This window comes from Streptomyces incarnatus (genome assembly GCF_001027185.1).
GTDB lineage: Bacteria > Actinomycetota > Actinomycetes > Streptomycetales > Streptomycetaceae > Streptomyces > Streptomyces puniciscabiei.
The window spans coordinates 4,070,972-4,085,431 of sequence record NZ_CP011497.1; the positions used below are offsets into that span (position 1 = coordinate 4,070,972).

General features: G+C 71.1%; 15 protein-coding genes. 6 read left to right on the forward strand and 9 right to left on the reverse strand.

The genetic code is table 11. The annotated features are described in order from the left end of the window. The first annotated feature begins 23 nt into the window (after positions 1-23). The gene (locus ABB07_RS18200) at positions 24-1,217 is read left to right on the forward strand and encodes a hypothetical protein (protein WP_425264732.1); all 1,194 of its coding nucleotides are present in this window, start codon (positions 24-26) and stop codon (positions 1,215-1,217) included. Between the two features lie 15 nt (positions 1,218-1,232). Here ABB07_RS18200 and ABB07_RS18205 read toward each other — a convergent pair whose 3' ends face one another. Further along, a complete protein-coding gene (locus ABB07_RS18205) occupies positions 1,233-1,772 on the reverse strand; it encodes a type III secretion system chaperone family protein (RefSeq protein ID WP_208899695.1) in 540 nt (179 codons plus the stop codon). Between the two features lie 131 nt (positions 1,773-1,903). After that, on the reverse strand, positions 1,904-4,501 hold the full coding sequence (gene clpB, locus ABB07_RS18210) for an ATP-dependent chaperone ClpB (protein WP_208899696.1): 2,598 nt from the start codon (positions 4,499-4,501) through the stop codon (positions 1,904-1,906). Between the two features lie 118 nt (positions 4,502-4,619). On the opposite strand from clpB, the gene ABB07_RS18215 reads away from it, so the two are divergent. Further along, the gene (locus ABB07_RS18215) at positions 4,620-5,012 is read left to right on the forward strand and encodes a pyridoxamine 5'-phosphate oxidase family protein (protein WP_208899697.1); all 393 of its coding nucleotides are present in this window, start codon (positions 4,620-4,622) and stop codon (positions 5,010-5,012) included. Between the two features lie 158 nt (positions 5,013-5,170). On the opposite strand, the gene ABB07_RS18220 is transcribed toward ABB07_RS18215, so the two are convergent. Both ABB07_RS18220 and ABB07_RS18225 read right to left on the reverse strand, forming a co-directional pair. Beyond that, entirely contained in the window at positions 5,171-5,506 is a 336-nt protein-coding gene (locus tag ABB07_RS18220; protein WP_055707997.1) for a Rieske (2Fe-2S) protein, read from the reverse strand. Then, positions 5,503-5,751 (reverse strand): hypothetical protein, encoded by a 249-nt coding sequence (locus ABB07_RS18225; RefSeq protein ID WP_208899698.1) that lies wholly within the window; start codon positions 5,749-5,751, stop codon positions 5,503-5,505. The genes ABB07_RS18220 and ABB07_RS18225 overlap by 4 nt, the downstream gene beginning before the upstream one ends. A 182-nt stretch (positions 5,752-5,933) precedes the next feature. Here ABB07_RS18225 and ABB07_RS18230 point away from each other — a divergent pair, with 182 nt between their 5' ends. The 3 genes from ABB07_RS18230 to ABB07_RS18240 are packed head-to-tail and all read left to right on the forward strand — an operon-like array spanning position 5,934 to position 8,909. After that, positions 5,934-6,905 carry a helix-turn-helix domain-containing protein gene (locus ABB07_RS18230; RefSeq protein WP_244189774.1) on the forward strand — a complete coding sequence of 324 codons (972 nt, stop codon included), beginning with the start codon at positions 5,934-5,936 and terminating at the stop codon, positions 6,903-6,905. Between the two features lie 25 nt (positions 6,906-6,930). Continuing rightward, positions 6,931-7,923 (forward strand): helix-turn-helix transcriptional regulator, encoded by a 993-nt coding sequence (locus ABB07_RS18235; protein WP_208899700.1) that lies wholly within the window; start codon positions 6,931-6,933, stop codon positions 7,921-7,923. Beyond that, the gene (locus tag ABB07_RS18240; protein ID WP_208899701.1) at positions 7,920-8,909 is read left to right on the forward strand and encodes a helix-turn-helix transcriptional regulator; all 990 of its coding nucleotides are present in this window, start codon (positions 7,920-7,922) and stop codon (positions 8,907-8,909) included. The genes ABB07_RS18235 and ABB07_RS18240 overlap by 4 nt, the downstream gene beginning before the upstream one ends. Here the strand turns inward: ABB07_RS18240 and ABB07_RS18245 are convergent. Together ABB07_RS18245 and ABB07_RS18250 are read right to left on the reverse strand one after the other, a co-directional pair. Next, positions 8,872-9,918 (reverse strand): helix-turn-helix transcriptional regulator, encoded by a 1,047-nt coding sequence (locus ABB07_RS18245; protein WP_208899702.1) that lies wholly within the window; start codon positions 9,916-9,918, stop codon positions 8,872-8,874. The two genes, ABB07_RS18240 and ABB07_RS18245, sit on opposite strands and share 38 nt — an antisense overlap. A gap of 361 nt (positions 9,919-10,279) precedes the next feature. Further along, positions 10,280-11,386 (reverse strand): sugar ABC transporter substrate-binding protein, encoded by a 1,107-nt coding sequence (locus ABB07_RS18250; protein ID WP_208899703.1) that lies wholly within the window; start codon positions 11,384-11,386, stop codon positions 10,280-10,282. Positions 11,387-11,681: 295 nt separating this feature from the next. Between ABB07_RS18250 and ABB07_RS41995 the strand changes: the two genes are divergently transcribed. Continuing rightward, entirely contained in the window at positions 11,682-12,167 is a 486-nt protein-coding gene (locus tag ABB07_RS41995) for a hypothetical protein (RefSeq protein WP_425264733.1), read from the forward strand. Positions 12,168-12,227: 60 nt separating this feature from the next. On the opposite strand, the gene ABB07_RS18260 is transcribed toward ABB07_RS41995, so the two are convergent. The 3 genes from ABB07_RS18260 to dnaJ all read right to left on the reverse strand — a co-directional run bounded on the left by ABB07_RS18260 (position 12,228) and on the right by dnaJ (position 14,445). Beyond that, complete coding sequence (locus ABB07_RS18260) at positions 12,228-12,674, reverse strand: hypothetical protein (protein ID WP_208899704.1); 447 nt, start codon at positions 12,672-12,674, stop codon at positions 12,228-12,230. A 131-nt stretch (positions 12,675-12,805) separates the two neighbouring features. Beyond that, positions 12,806-13,270, reverse strand: coding sequence for a heat shock protein transcriptional repressor HspR (locus ABB07_RS18265; RefSeq protein ID WP_208899705.1), 465 nt, complete (start codon positions 13,268-13,270; stop codon positions 12,806-12,808). A gap of 5 nt (positions 13,271-13,275) precedes the next feature. Next, positions 13,276-14,445: a molecular chaperone DnaJ gene (gene dnaJ, locus ABB07_RS18270; RefSeq protein ID WP_208899706.1), complete on the reverse strand. Its 1,170-nt coding sequence runs from the start codon at positions 14,443-14,445 to the stop codon at positions 13,276-13,278. Positions 14,446-14,460: the final 15 nt, after the last annotated feature.

Here is a 14,460-nt window from a genome sequence, read left to right on the forward strand (position 1 = left end):
TCCCTCACGCATGGTGCTCAGGTGTGACCCACGCCAGCACCACCCTCGCCCCGCCCGTAGCCCCGGCCAAGCCGGCGCAGCGCGCCCGCCCCGGGCCGCCCCTGGCGCGGGCGGGCGGGGTCGCCGTGGGGCTGTTCCTCGGGGTCCGGCTCACCGGGGTCACCGTGCTCGCCCTCGTGGCGCACGTCGCCGGCCGGCATCCCCTGACCCTGCTCGGCCGGTCCTGGGACTCGGTCTGGTACCTGGGCATCGCGGCGCACGGCTACGGTCACGACCTGCCCTCCTCCGACCCCGGCCCGCACAGCGACCTGGCGTTCTTCCCGCTGTACCCGGTGCTGCTGCGGGCGGTGACCGCGCTGGCCCCGGTCGGCGGTGGCATCGCCGGGCTGCTGATCTCGTGGACGGCGGCCGCCGTGGCCGCGGCCGGAATCCACGCGGTCGGCTCCCGGCTGCACGGGCGGGCCACCGGTATCGCGCTGGTGCTGCTGTGGGGGCTGCTGCCGCACTCGGTGGTGCTGTCGATGGCGTACACGGAGCCGGTGCTGGCCGCGTTCGCGGCCTGGTCGCTGTACGCGCTGCTGGCCCGGAAGTGGCTGTGGGCGGGCGCACTGGCGGCGGTCGCGGGACTGGCCCGGCCGAACGGGTTCGCGGTCGCCGCGGCGGTGCTGGCCGCGGCCGGAGCCGAGGTGTGGCGGCGGCGCGGCAGGGTTTCCCCCAGGCTGTGGACGGGCGCGGCGCTCGCCCCGCTGGGCTGGACGGCGTATGTGCTGTGGGTCGGGCGGCGCAAGGGCGACCTGTTCGGGGGCTACTTCGAGGTGCAGCGGCTGTGGGGGTCGACGTTCGACTTCGGGCGCGGCTCGCTGCGGTTCGTGCGGGCGATGCTGCTGCACGGCAGCCCGTTCGTGTTCCCGATGGCGCTGGTCCTGGTCGCGGCCGCGACGGTGCTGTACGCGCTGCTGCTGCTGGACCGCGCTCCCCTGCCGCTGCTGGTGTTCAGCGGGGTGCTGCTGCTGATCGCGCTCGGCGGGTCGGGGTTCTTCGAGTCCAAGCCACGGTTCCTGCTGCCGGCGTTCCCGCTGCTGCTGCCGCTGGCCCAGGGGCTGGCGCGCACGGCGAGAGCCCGGCCCTGGCACGCGACCGTGCTGGTCGCGGCCCTGGCCGGGCTCAGTCATGGCTACGGCGCGTACCTCGTGGTGTACGCGCAGGCACCGCTGTAGCCGCCGGGACGGGGCCTACTCGCCGTCGCCCTCGGGGTTCTCGCGCTCGTCCGACTCGTTGACCTCCTGCTCCAGGCCGAGCTGCTCGACGAGCCAGCGGTCGAACTCGATCGCGGCCCGCACCCAGCTGACCGTCGAGGAGACGAAGTGGTTGATGTCGACGCCCGTGCCGATCAGCATCTGGGCCTCGCCGATCAGCCGGACGGTGCCGTCGTCGTGGGTGTGGGTGTACACCTTGGGCCACAGGGTGCGGCGGTTCCAGTCGTCGACGGACTCCAGCAGCTGCGGCTTCTCGTCGATCTTGTGGGGCCGGTCGTAGAACGTCCGCACCGAGAAGATGGCCTGTTCGGCCTCCCCGCGGAACATGAAGTACGTACGGAACTGCTCCCACGGAGCCGCGAGGTCACCCTCCTCGTCGACGACGTACTTGAGCTCCATCTGGTCGAGGAGCTGCTTCACGAGGTCCTGATCCGGGACGACGGGGCCCGCCGGTCCTTGGGGCTGCGGTTCGGGCTGGCCCCCGAAGTTCGGAATCGAGGACGGGTCGATGCTCACCGTGTATTTCCCTTCATGCGGATTCCGCCATCCTCCCTCACGGGGGGAGGGGGGGTGCAAGCCCCGACGCCCGCCTGTCAGCCTTTGGCCGACATGATCCGGCGGGGGCGGCTACGCGCCCCCGCCCGGCGTCACAGCGTCTTCCCCGTCGCCGGGCCTACCAGCAGCCCCTCGCCGAAGCGGTCGACGCGGACCGTGTCGCCGTCCTTGATCTCGCCGGCGAGGATCTCCTTGGCGAGGCGGTCGCCGATGGCGGTCTGGACGAGGCGGCGCAGCGGACGCGCGCCGTAGGCCGGGTCGAGCCCCTCCTCCGCGAGCCAGGCCAGCGCCTCGGGGGTGACGTCCAGGGTCAGGCGCCGCTCGGCGAGCCGCCTGCCCAGCCGGCCGATCTGGAGCTGCGCGATCCGCTCCAGCTCGGGCTTGGTCAGGGCGGAGAAGACCACCAGGTCGTCGAGGCGGTTGAGGAACTCCGGCTTGAAGGACGTGCGGACCACCTCCAGGACCTGTTCCTTCTTCTCCGCCTCGCTCGTCGTCGGGTCGACCAGGAACTGGCTGCCCAGGTTGGAGGTGAGCACCAGGATGGCGTTGCGGAAGTCGACCGTGCGACCCTGACCGTCCGTCAGGCGGCCGTCGTCCAGCACCTGCAGCAGGATGTCGAAGACCTCGGGGTGGGCCTTCTCCACCTCGTCCAGGAGGATGACGGAGTACGGGCGGCGGCGGACGGCCTCGGTGAGCTGGCCGCCCTCCTCGTAGCCGACGTAGCCGGGGGGCGCGCCGACCAGCCGGGCCACGCTGTGCTTCTCGCCGTACTCCGACATGTCGATGCGGACCATGGCCCGCTCGTCGTCGAAGAGGAAGTCCGCGAGCGCCTTGGCGAGTTCGGTCTTGCCGACACCGGTCGGACCGAGGAACAGGAAGGAGCCGGTGGGGCGGTCGGGGTCCGCGATCCCGGCGCGCGAGCGGCGCACGGCGTCCGAGACCGCCCGTACGGCCTCGGTCTGGCCGATGAGCCGCTTGCCCAGCTCGTCCTCCATGCGCAGCAGCTTCTGCGTCTCGCCCTCCAGCAGGCGGCCGGCCGGGATGCCGGTCCAGGCGGCGACGACGTCGGCGATGTCGTCGGAACCGACCTCCTCCTTGACCATCGTGCCCCTGGCGGCCTCTTCTTCGGCCTCGGAGGCGGCCTCCAGCTCCTTCTCCAGCTGCGGGATCTCGCCGTACAGCAGCTTGGCGGCGGTGTCGAAGTCCCCGTCGCGCTGGGCCCGTTCGGCCTGGCCGCGCAGGTCGTCCAGCTTCTCCTTCAGCTCGCCGACCCGGTTCAGGGACTGCTTCTCCTTCTCCCAGCGGGCGGTGAGGTGCCGCAGCTCCTCCTCCTTGTCGGCGAGGTCGCGGCGCAGCTTCTCCAGGCGGGCGACGGAGGCCGGGTCGGTCTCCTTGGCGATCGCCAGCTCCTCCATCTTCAGCCGGTCGACGGCACGCTGGAGTTCGTCGATCTCGACGGGGGACGAGTCGATCTCCATGCGCAGGCGGGAGGCGGCCTCGTCGACCAGGTCGATGGCCTTGTCGGGCAGGAAGCGGGAGGTGATGTAGCGGTCGGAGAGGGTGGCCGCGGCGACCAGCGCCGAGTCAGCGATCTGGACCTTGTGGTGGGCCTCGTAGCGGCCCTTCAGGCCACGCAGGATCGCGATGGTGTCCTCGACGGTCGGCTCGGCGACCAGCACCTGCTGGAAGCGCCGCTCCAGCGCGGGGTCCTTCTCGATCCGCTCCCGGTACTCGTCCAGGGTGGTGGCGCCGACCATGCGCAGCTCGCCGCGGGCCAGCATGGGCTTGAGCATGTTGCCCGCGTCCATGGCGGAGTCGCCGCCCGCGCCGGCGCCGACGACGGTGTGCAGCTCGTCGATGAAGGTGATGATCTGCCCGTCGGAGTCCTTGATCTCGGCGAGGACGGCCTTCAGCCGCTCCTCGAACTCGCCGCGGTACTTGGCGCCGGCCACCATCGCGCCGAGGTCGAGCGCGACCAGCCGCTTGTCCTTCAGCGAGGACGGCACGTCCCCCTTGACGATCCGCTGGGCGAGCCCCTCCACGACGGCGGTCTTGCCGACGCCGGGCTCACCGATGAGGACGGGGTTGTTCTTCGTGCGGCGGCTCAGCACCTGGACGACCCGCCGGATCTCCTGGTCCCGTCCGATGACCGGGTCGAGCCGGCCCTCGCGGGCGGCGGCGGTGAAGTCGGTGCCGAACTTCTCCAGGGCCTTGTACTGGCCCTCGGGGTCGGCGGTGGTCACGCGGAGTCCTCCCCTGGCCTTCTTGAAGGCCTCCAGCAGCTTCTTCGCGTCGGCCCCCTGGTCCTGGAGCAGTTCGGCGGCGCGGCCGCCCTTGGCGGCGAGGCCGATGAGCAGGTGCTCGGTCGACACGTACTCGTCACCGAGCCCCTTCGCCCGCTCGTCGGCGTCGGCGAGCACGGCCAGCAGCTCGCGGTTGGGCTGCGGCGGCGCGACCGTGGAGCCGGTCACGCTGGGCAGCGCGGCCAGCAGCTTCTCCGCGCCGGCGCGTACGGCGGCCTGGTCGGCCTCGACGGCCGCGAGCAGGTCGGTGACGTTCTCGTTGTCCTGCCCCTGGAGCAGTGCCAGCAGCAGGTGAGCAGGGGTGAGGTCCGGGTGCCCCTCGGTCACGGCCCGGTTGCCGGCCGCCTTGATCGCGTCCCGGCTCCTGTTGGTCAGCTCGGCGTCCACCTTGTCCGTTCTCCTCCTCGGCCACTCTCTTCGCTGCTGACTTAACCAGCGTACACAAAGTTGAGTCTATTCCGCTCAAGGAGGACGGTGGAGGTCTTGCGGGGACTAGGTTGCGGGCATGGCGATCGACTCCGAGCAGTACCTGGCGTTCTGGCGAGAACGGCACCTGTGCACCCTGACGACACTCCGCCCCGACGGCAGCCCGCACGTGGTGCCGGTGGGGGTGACCTACGACGCGGAGGCCGGGCTGGCCAGGGTGATCACCAGCGGGACCAGCGCGAAGGCGGGACATGTGCGCGCGGCCGGACCCGAGGGCGCCCGGGTCGCGGTGTGCCAGGTGGACGGCCGGCGCTGGGCCACGCTGGAGGGGCGGGCACGGGTGCGGACGGAACCGGAGCGCGTGGCGGAGGCGGTACGGCGCTACGCCGAGCGCTACGAGCGGACTCCGCGGCCGAATCCCGCGCGCGTGGTGATCGAGATCGCCGTGGAGCGGACCTTGGGGAACGACTGAGCCGACCGAAAACTTTCAGCCACCCTGACAGGCAACCCATACCAGGAAATGCCATGGAAAATCCCCAGAAAACTGCAGCGGCGTCACCGTGTTCAGGTCACGGTGACGCCGCTGCGGGGGGAAGCACCTGAGCGATCTTTTACGACGGGGGAATCGCGTCAGGCACTGCGGGGGGTGGCTGAGATGGTCCTCAGGTCCTGGTCCGTCGGCTCGGCGAGCCGGTGGTCGCGCTGGTCGAGGTTCACAAAGATCATTCCGTACCGGATGGCACACCGCACCGGCTGCGGCGCGCCACGCGGCTTGCGCAGACACCGGTACGCCCGCACGTCCTCGTCCTCGTCCCGCGTCACGACCACCGGCTCACCGAACACGGTCACCATCAACGAGTCGCCGCTGTGGGGGATGGCGGTGACCAGGTCGATGAAGTGCCAGCCGGAGCGGTAGGCCGTGGCCATTTCGCGGCGGAAGGAGCGGTCGTCGGGTGGAGTGGTCATGACCGCACGGCCCAGCTGCTGTCCGTCGGGGCGACCCACGAGCTGTCGCCCTGAGCGGCCGGCGCCGTGATCACCCAACTGCTGTCACCGGGCGCGGCCTTCACCAGCCAACTGCTGTCGCCGGGCGCGGCCTTCACCAGCCAGCTGCTGTCCTGCGCGGCATCACTCCTCGCCCCCGCATGACCGGTCATCACTCCGAAGGCCAGCACGGCGGAGAAGGCGGCGACAAGCGCCGAGCGAAGCATTCTCTTATGCATAGTCGGCTTCGTCCTCATTTGAAGGTCACCTCTCCCCCGTCCGAATACGACGATGGCCCATTCCGGCACGTCATGGCCACACAATCGATGCATCATGTTCCTGCACGTTCAGGACCCTGGGGGGTGGAGATTTGGCGATAAATGAGACTAAGCGGACACATCCCCACGGGCTGACCGACCTGTGCGAGGACGGGCGCCGCCTTTACGGGAACGCTCTCCGGACGGGACGCCTAGCCCGTGCGGATGTGGAGCCGGCACCCTGCTTGATGGAGTTCGCCCTCCTTCATCCCGACCCCGACGACCCGAACTGGCTGCGTCCGGTCCCCCCATCCATTGCCCTGGCCCAGCGGCTCAACCCCATCGAGCAGGAGATCAGCCAGCGCAGGCGCCAGTCGATCGAACTCGCCGACGCTTTCGAGCCGTTCATGAGCATCAGTGCCCAGCCCACGGCGACCACGCACTCGATCACCGTGCTGGAGGGCCTGGACCGGATCAACGCGGCCCTGGATCTGGCCACGTCCCAGTGCCAGACCGAGATGCTGACCGTGCAGCCGAGCCGCCGGCGGCTCGAACACACCCTCAACAAGGCCCTGGAGCGCGACCGGCCGCTGATCGAACGCGGCTGCCGCATCCGCACCCTCTACCAGCACCCGGCCCGCTACAGCCCGGAGACGCTGGCCTACGTGGCCCAGTTCACCGACGGCAAGGTGGAGTACCGCACCATCGACGAACTCGTCGAGCGGCTGATCATCTGCGACGAGACCGTGGCCTTCATCCCGACGCGCGACGACGGGGAGATCGCCCTCGAACTCCGGCATCCTGGCCTCGTCCGCTATCTGGTCAAGGTCTTCGAGTTCATGTGGGCCCGCGCGGTCCCGCTGAGCGCCGGCGCCCCCTACGAGACCGCCCCCGACGGCATCACCGAGATCCAGCACTCCATCGCCAAGCTGCTGGTCGAGGGGCACGTCGACGAGGCCATCGCCCGGCGCCTGGGCATGAACGTCCGCACGTGCCGGGCGCACATCGCCAAACTCGCGACGGCCCTGGGCAGCGGCAGCCGGGCGCAGCTCGGCTATCTCATCGCCCAGTCGGGACTCCTGGACAAGGAGTACACGCGGCCGGAACCGGACGGGCACCGGTGAACCGCGCACGGCGCAGGGGATCCCGGTGACCGCGCCGCCGCACCCGGAGCACGGGGCGGAACAGCTGTGTCCGGCGGGAGCGGAGCTGTACGCACGTGCCCTGCGTGAAGGGCACCTCAGCCGTGCGGAGACGGAGGCCGCCCCCTGTCTTGCGGCCCTGGGGCTGCTTCAGCCCTCCGTGGCGGACCTGGACCGGTTCGAGCCCGTCCCCGCGGCCGTCGCCCTGCAGGAACTGCTGCGCACCTCCGCGCAGCGCATCGCCGACGAACGCCGGCGGGAGGCCCGTCTCGCCCAGGCCTTCGAGCCGCTGCTGCGGGCGAGCGCCGACCGCGCCGGCACCTTCGGCGAGACATCGACGATACGCATCCACAGCGGTCTCGACCGGATCAACGAGGCGATCGGCAACGCGCTGAGCCGCGCCGCCACCGAGGTGCTCACCGTCCAGCCGGGCGGCAGACGCCCGGTGGACCAGCTGGCCGTGGCCCTGCCCCGGGAACAGGCGATACTGGCACGCGGCTGCCGGATGCGCACGCTCTACCAGCACACCAGCCGTCATGATCCCGCCGTCCTCGCGCACTACGAGCTCCTGAACGGTGACGTCGAGGTGCGGACCCTCGACGAGACACCCGAGCGCCTGCTCGTCATCGACCGCACGATCGCCTTCATGCCCGCCAGCGCCGACCGCACCCTCGCGGCCGAGATACGCCATCCACCGGTCGTGACGTACCTGTCCACCGTGTTCGACCGCCTCTGGCGCCTCGCCACCCCCATGCACCCCGAGGCCGCCCAGCCCCCCGCCCCGAGCGGTGTCACCCCCCGCCAGCGCGCCATCGCCGCACTCCTGGTCGAGGGCCACACCGACGCCGCCATCGCCGACCGGCTCGGCATGAACGTCCGTACCGCCCGGCTGCACATCGCCAAGCTCGCCGCGGCCCTCGGCAGCGACAGCCGCGCCCAGCTCGGCTATCTCATCGGGCGGTCCGGCATCCTCGACCAGCAGGGGGAGGTGGACCGGTGAAGCACCGGGAGCACGGGGTGGAGGAGCTGTGTGCCGCCGGGGAGGAGGTGTACGGGCGAGCCCTGCGGGAGGGGCGGATACCCGCCGACGACGCCGCCGACGTGCCCTGTCTGACCGACTTCGGGCTGCTCCACCCGGCCCTGGACGACATCGGCCTGCTCGAACCGGTCACGCCCACCGCGGCCCTGCACCGGCTGCTGCGCGCCTCCGCGGCCCGGGTCGCCGAGGAACGGCGGCGCGAGGACCGGCTGGTGGAACGGTTCGGCCCGCTGCTGCGGATGGACGTGCCGCAGACGCCCGGCACGGGCACCGAACCGGCGATGCTGCGGCTGCTCAGCGGCACCGAGCAGATCAACCGGGCCATCACGGACGCGATGGTCGACGCCACCGAGGAGTCCCTGACCATCCAGCCGCACGCCGGTCTCACCGGCCGGCGCGGCGCGGTGGCCCGCGACACCGCCTTCGGGCGCGATCAGGCGCTGCTGGACCGCGGCGGCCGGATCCGCACCCTCTACCAGCACACCCTGCGCCATGTGCCGGAGGTGTACGGCCCGTTGGAGCACTTCCGGCGCGGCGACACCGAGGCCCGCAGCCTCGACGAGGTGCCGGACCGGCTCATCGTCATCGACCGCAAGGTCGCCTTCCTGCCCGCCGACGACGACGGCACCCTCGCCCTGGAGGTCCGCCACCCGGCACTGATCAAGTACTTCGTCACGACCTTCGAGCGGCTGTGGCGGCTGGCCACGCCGATGTTCCCGGAGGCGGTGCGGCCGCCCTCGGTGAACGGCGTCACGCCCCGCCAGCGCGCCATCGCCGCCCTCCTGGTCGAGGGCCACACCGACGCCGTCATCGCCGACCGGCTCGGCATGAACGTCCGTACCGCCCGGCTGCACATCGCCAAGCTCGCCGCGGCCCTCGGCAGCGACAGCCGCGCCCAGCTCGGCTATCTCATCGCACGCTCGGGGATCCTTGATCAGGAGCCGTGAGCGCGCCGGCCGGCAGCCCGGACCCGCGGTGGCCGTCCAGGCCGACCTGGGCGATCCGGACGCCCAGCTGGGTGCGGCTGGCCGCGCCCAGGGTCTCCGACAGCCGGGCGATATGGGCGCGGCAGGTGCGCACGCTGATGCCGAGCCGCTCGGCGATCACGGCGTCCTGGTGGCCCTCGGCGAGCAGCGCGGCGATGGACTGCTCGCGGTGCGAGATGCCCTCGATGCCGGTGTCGGGCAGCGGGGCGGTGAGCGGGATGGCCAGGCGCCAGAGGCGTTCGAAGACGGTCCCCAGATACTCCACGAGGGCCGGGTGGCGCAGTTCCAGGGCCATCGTGCGGTCGGCGTTGGCGGGGATGAAGGCCACCGTGCGGTCGAAGAGGATGAGCCGGTCGATCACCTCGTCCAGGGTGCGCGCCTCCACCGTGTCGCCCATCAGCTCCAGGTAGTTGAGCAGGCCCTGCCCGTGGCGGGCCACGTGCGTGTACAGGTCGCGCATGCGCACGCCCCGGCCGCGCAGGGCCAGCGCCCGGTGCAGCCCCTCGGTCAGCTCCGCCTCCCGGCGGATGCCGCCGGGCTGGACGGTGAGCACCTCGGTCGTGCACGCCTCGGTCGCCTCGTCCATCGCGGCCTGGATCCGGGAGAGCCCGTCCAGCACCCGGATCGCGCTGCCCTCGGCCGGTGCGGCGGGCGCGCCGAGCCGGCGGCCGAGTCCGGCGTACCACTCGAAGGCGGCCACCGCCGAGCCCACCCGCCGCTGGCTCGCGCTGACCTCGTCGTAGACCCCGCGCAGCAGCCTGGTCATGACCTCCTGCGGGGAGGTCGGCACCAGCCAGTCCATGTCGTCGGGGTCGGGGTGCAGCAGGGCCAGCTCCAGCAGACAGGGCACCGCCTCGGCGTCAGTGCGCGGCACGCGCCCCCGGCGTACGGCCCGGGAATAGACCCGGTCGCCGGCCGCGCACAGTCGGTCGGCGCCGTGTGGATGCTCCTCCGCCACGCGCCCGGCCATCGCCCATTTCACCCCCGGTGTGCTGCCCCTTCCGCAGCGCAACTATGCGCGGCGGCGACCGGGTCCGCAACACGGCTCACCACAACAGGGCCGCCGTAAAACGCCGTTATGCCCGGGTATCGACCAGGCTCCGCCCTTCGCATTGCAACAAGCTGATGGTGGTGGGGCGGACCGCGTCACGGCATCGTTGGTCACAGCTTCCCCGGGTGTCACCGGATCACCGGGTCACCGGACACGGTGACGCCCGCAGGGAAGGCCGCAGGGCGGTCGCACCGCGTCCACGGGGGTGACGCGGTGGACTCCCCGGCGGGAAGGGCCCCGCGCCCCTCGGGTGCCGCCCTCAGGGGCGCGGGGACGCGCCCTACTTCAGGCCGATCGCCAGGCACGCCGCCTTGTACTTGGCCGTGCAGATGTCGCCCACGGTGTAGATGCCGTCCGCGACGACCGTGGACTTGATGTTGCCCTTGGTCAGGGCGACCGGCTGGATCAGCTTGGCCGGGATGCTCTTGATGGTGGGGCTGTCGACCTTGTCCTGGGTGAGCGCGTCGAACTGGATGTCCTTGCCCTGGACCTTGGCGACGGCCATCTGCGCCGCGGCCTGGGCCTCGTCCGGGTAGGCCTTGTAGACGCTCATGTACTGCTCGCCGGCCACGATCCGCTGGACCGCGTCGAGTTCGGCGTCCTGGCCGGTGACCGGGGGCAGGCTGGTGACACCGGCGGCCTTCAGGGCCTTGATGACGCCGCCCGCCATGCCGTCGTTGGCCGCGTAGACACCGGCGATGTTGCTCTTGCCTATCGCGGCGATGGCCTTGGCCATCTCGGTCTCGGCGAGCTCCGGCTTCCAGTCCGTGGTGTCGTACGTCTCCGCGATCGTCACCTTGCCGGTCAGCTCGGAGAGCGCGCCCTGCTTGAACTGCTTGGCGTTCGGGTCGGTGGGCGAGCCGTTCACCATGACGACCTTGCTGGAGGTGTCGGCGCCCGAACCGAGGGCCTCCAGCAGGGTGCGGCCCTGCACCTCGCCGACGAGCTCGTTGTCGAAGGAGACGTAGGCGTCGATCGGGCCCTCGGCGAGACGGTCGTAGGCGATGACCGGGATGCCCGCGTCCTTGGCCTTCTTCACCTCGTCGGCGATGGAGTGCGAGTCCACCGCGTCGATCATGATGAGGTCGACCTTCTCGTCGATCATCTTCTGCATCTGCGAGGCCTGCCGGGAGGCGTCCGCGTCGGCGTTGGCGTACTCGACCTTGCCCTTCTTGCCCGTCAGTTCGGCCACCTTGCTCTTGATGATGGGGTAGTCGAACCGGTCGTAACGGGTGTTCGCCTTCTCCGGCAGCAGCAGGCCCACGGTGATGTCGTCACCCTTGCTCGGGCTCGCGCTCGCGCCGCTCCCCGTCGCTCCCAGCACGCCACAGCCGGCGAGCGAGAGGGTCATCGTGGATGCGGCCACGGACATGGCGATACGACGCATTCGAGGGCTCACTTCAGGTGCGTTCCGGACGTAGGGCTGCTATACGACCCAGGTGTCTGAAAAGCCAACGCGGACGCCACACCCGGCGTCAAGGAGAACTACTTAACGAGTCCGCAACACCACGCTCGGCTGACTCTGTGAAGGGGCGGCGGAATCACCTCCAAACTCTCTTTACGGACCCTCCATTCAAGGCCGGTTCATGGATCGGCAAAGACCGGTACAACCACCAAGGTTCCCGGCGAGTCGTGATCGCCGGCGGCCGTGCGCCGCTTCTCCGACTCGAGCAGAGGACCGAATGAACCCAGCCAGCCGCGCGACCGCCACGGCCGTCGTACTCGCCACCGCCGGCGCCCTGCTGACCGCGGTCACCACGCCCGCCTCCGCCGCGGTGACCTGCACCTCACCGGTGTACAAGCGGATGTTCTACGCGAACACCACCTTCTCCGGCACGCCGAAGAAGACGGACTGCGACACCGTCATCGCCCAGAGCTGGACCGGCGCGCCCGCCCCGGGGCTGCCGAGGGACAACTTCGGCGTCCGCACCTGGTTCCTCTCCGGCGACGTGGACCCCCGCCAGGTCACCGGCTTCCGCGTCTACCGCTGGAACCCCGCGGCCGCCGCCTTCGACCTGGCCGGCACCGAGCCCTGGGAGCACACCAGCGACGTCCACTGGTACGACCGCGCCATGCCGCCCGCGACCACCGTCTCCTACCGGGTCACCGTGGTGTACGCGGACGGCACCGAGTCGGGCGCCTCCGACATCGCCCTCGCGAGCTACTGAGGCCGGCCGCCCGCCGCGTCATCTCACCCGGGTCGAGGGACCGCCCGCGAATTGGCCCGGTCAGCGGCAGCCGGGCGGCTTCCCCCGGTAGCGCCGACCGGCGTATTCCGGCCACGGACGAGGAGGGCTCACGCGATTCCGGCTGATGAATTCGCGCAGTCGGGCGCGGGGGTCGACGCGGCGCGGTTCCTCCCGTTCACTGTTGAAGAGTTCCGCACCACGGATGCCGGCCAGGACCATGTCACGCATCCGGGACTCTGCCTCGCTCCTCGCCCTGGCGACACGGTCGCGGCCTTCGTCGGAGTCATCGGCCGTCGCGAGCACCGCGGCCAGTTGTCGCGCCCAGGTCTCGACCACCTCCCAGACCCGCATCTCCTGGTGTCCGGAGCCGGCGTGCTGCAGGGCTACCAGTTGCCACCCCTGGGTCTGCGACAAGGGGATGGTGGCCGAGATCCAACTCGTGGCCAGTTCCGCTGCCCGCTGGGCCAGTTCCTCATCCGTCATCATGATCTCTTATTATCGTCACCGAGACGATAATGCCAAGCGGCGGCGGGTGCGACTTCGAGATCGGGGCCGGTGGTACGGCGAAGGGGCCGGTCGGGATTGCTTCCGACCGGCCCCTTCGGGTGAGGTTCCCCTCAGTCCTGCTGCCGCCCCTTGGGCCGCCACACCACCAGCGCGCTGGTCTGCTGGACCTCCTGGTACGGGACCAGGTCGCGGCGGTAGGAGGCGTGGACGGCGGCCTCGCGCTGCTGCATCGCGGCCGCCGCGCCGTCCAGGGCCGCCTCCAGCTCCGCGACGCGGGACTGCAGGGCGGCGACCTGGTTCTCCAGTTCGATGATGCGCTTGATGCCGGCCAGGTTGATGCCCTCGTCCTGCGACAACTGCTGGACGGTGCGCAGCAGTTCGATGTCACGGGCCGAGTAGCGGCGGCCCCGCCCGGCGGTGCGGTCCGGGGAGACCAGCCCCAGGCGGTCGTACTGGCGCAGCGTCTGCGGGTGGAGTCCGGAGAGCTGGGCCGCCACCGAGATGACGTAGACCGGGGTCTCCTCGGTCAGTTCATACGGCCCGCGAAAATTGTCACTGCGTCGACGGCCGTCCATCTCTCTCAGTCTCCCTTCGCGGCCTCGAACAGCTCCGCCCGCGGATCCTCGCCCGCGGTCGCCTCGCGATACGCCTCGAGCGCGTCACGAGCCTTCCCCGACAGGTCCTCGGGCACACGCACCTCGACGGTGACCAGCAGGTCGCCTCGGGTGCCGTCCTTGCGGACCGCGCCCTTGCCGCGGGCGCGCATGGTGCGGCCGTTGGGCGTGCCGGGCGGCAGCTTCAGGGTGACGGCCGGGCCGCCCAGGGTGGGGACCCGCACCTCGCCGCCGAGCGCGGCCTCGGCGAAGGTCACCGGGACGGTCACCGTGAGGTTGTCGCCCTTGCGCCCGAACACCGGGTGCGCGCCGACGTGGACGACCACATAGAGGTCGCCCGCCGGGCCGCCCCGCTCGCCCGGCGCGCCCTTGCCGCGCAGCCGGATGCGCTGCCCGTCGGTCACCCCGGCCGGGATGCGGACCTGCATGGTGCGCGAGGACTTGGCGCGGCCGCTGCCCTTGCACTCCATGCAGGGGTGCTCGGCGATCAGTCCGCGGCCCTTGCAGTCGGGGCAGGGGTCGGTGAGCGAGAAGCCGCCGCCGGAGCCCCGCGCGACCTGGCCGGTGCCGACGCAGGTCGGGCACACGCGCGGTGTGCCGTTCTTGTCGCCGGTGCCGGAGCAGGCCTTGCAGGGCGCCTGGGAGGACATCCGCAGCGGTACCGTGGCGCCCTCGATGGCCTCCGTGAAGCTCAGCGTGACCTCGGTGTCGATGTCCTGGCCGCGCCGGGGCTGGGTACGGGTCGTACCCGCGCCGCCGCGGTTGAACAGGCCCCCGAAGACGTCACCGAGTCCGCCGCCGAAGCCTCCGCCCTGGGTGGTCGTGCCGCCTCCGAAGAGGTCGCCCAGGTCGAAGTTGAAGGAGCCGCCGGCGCCCGGTCCGGGGCGGAAGCCGCCGTTGCCGAACAGGGCGCGGGCCTCGTCGTACTCCTTGCGCTTCTTGGGGTCGCCGAGTATGTCGTTCGCCTCGGAGATCTCCTTGAAGCGCTCCTCGGCCTTGGCGTTGCCCTTGTTGGCGTCCGGGTGGAACTCGCGGGCGAGCTTCCGGTACGCCTTCTTGATCTCGGCCTCGGTGGCGTCCTTGGGGACGCCGAGGACCTTGTAGTAGTCCTTCTCGATGAAGTCCTTGGTGCTCATCCCCGACGCCCCTCC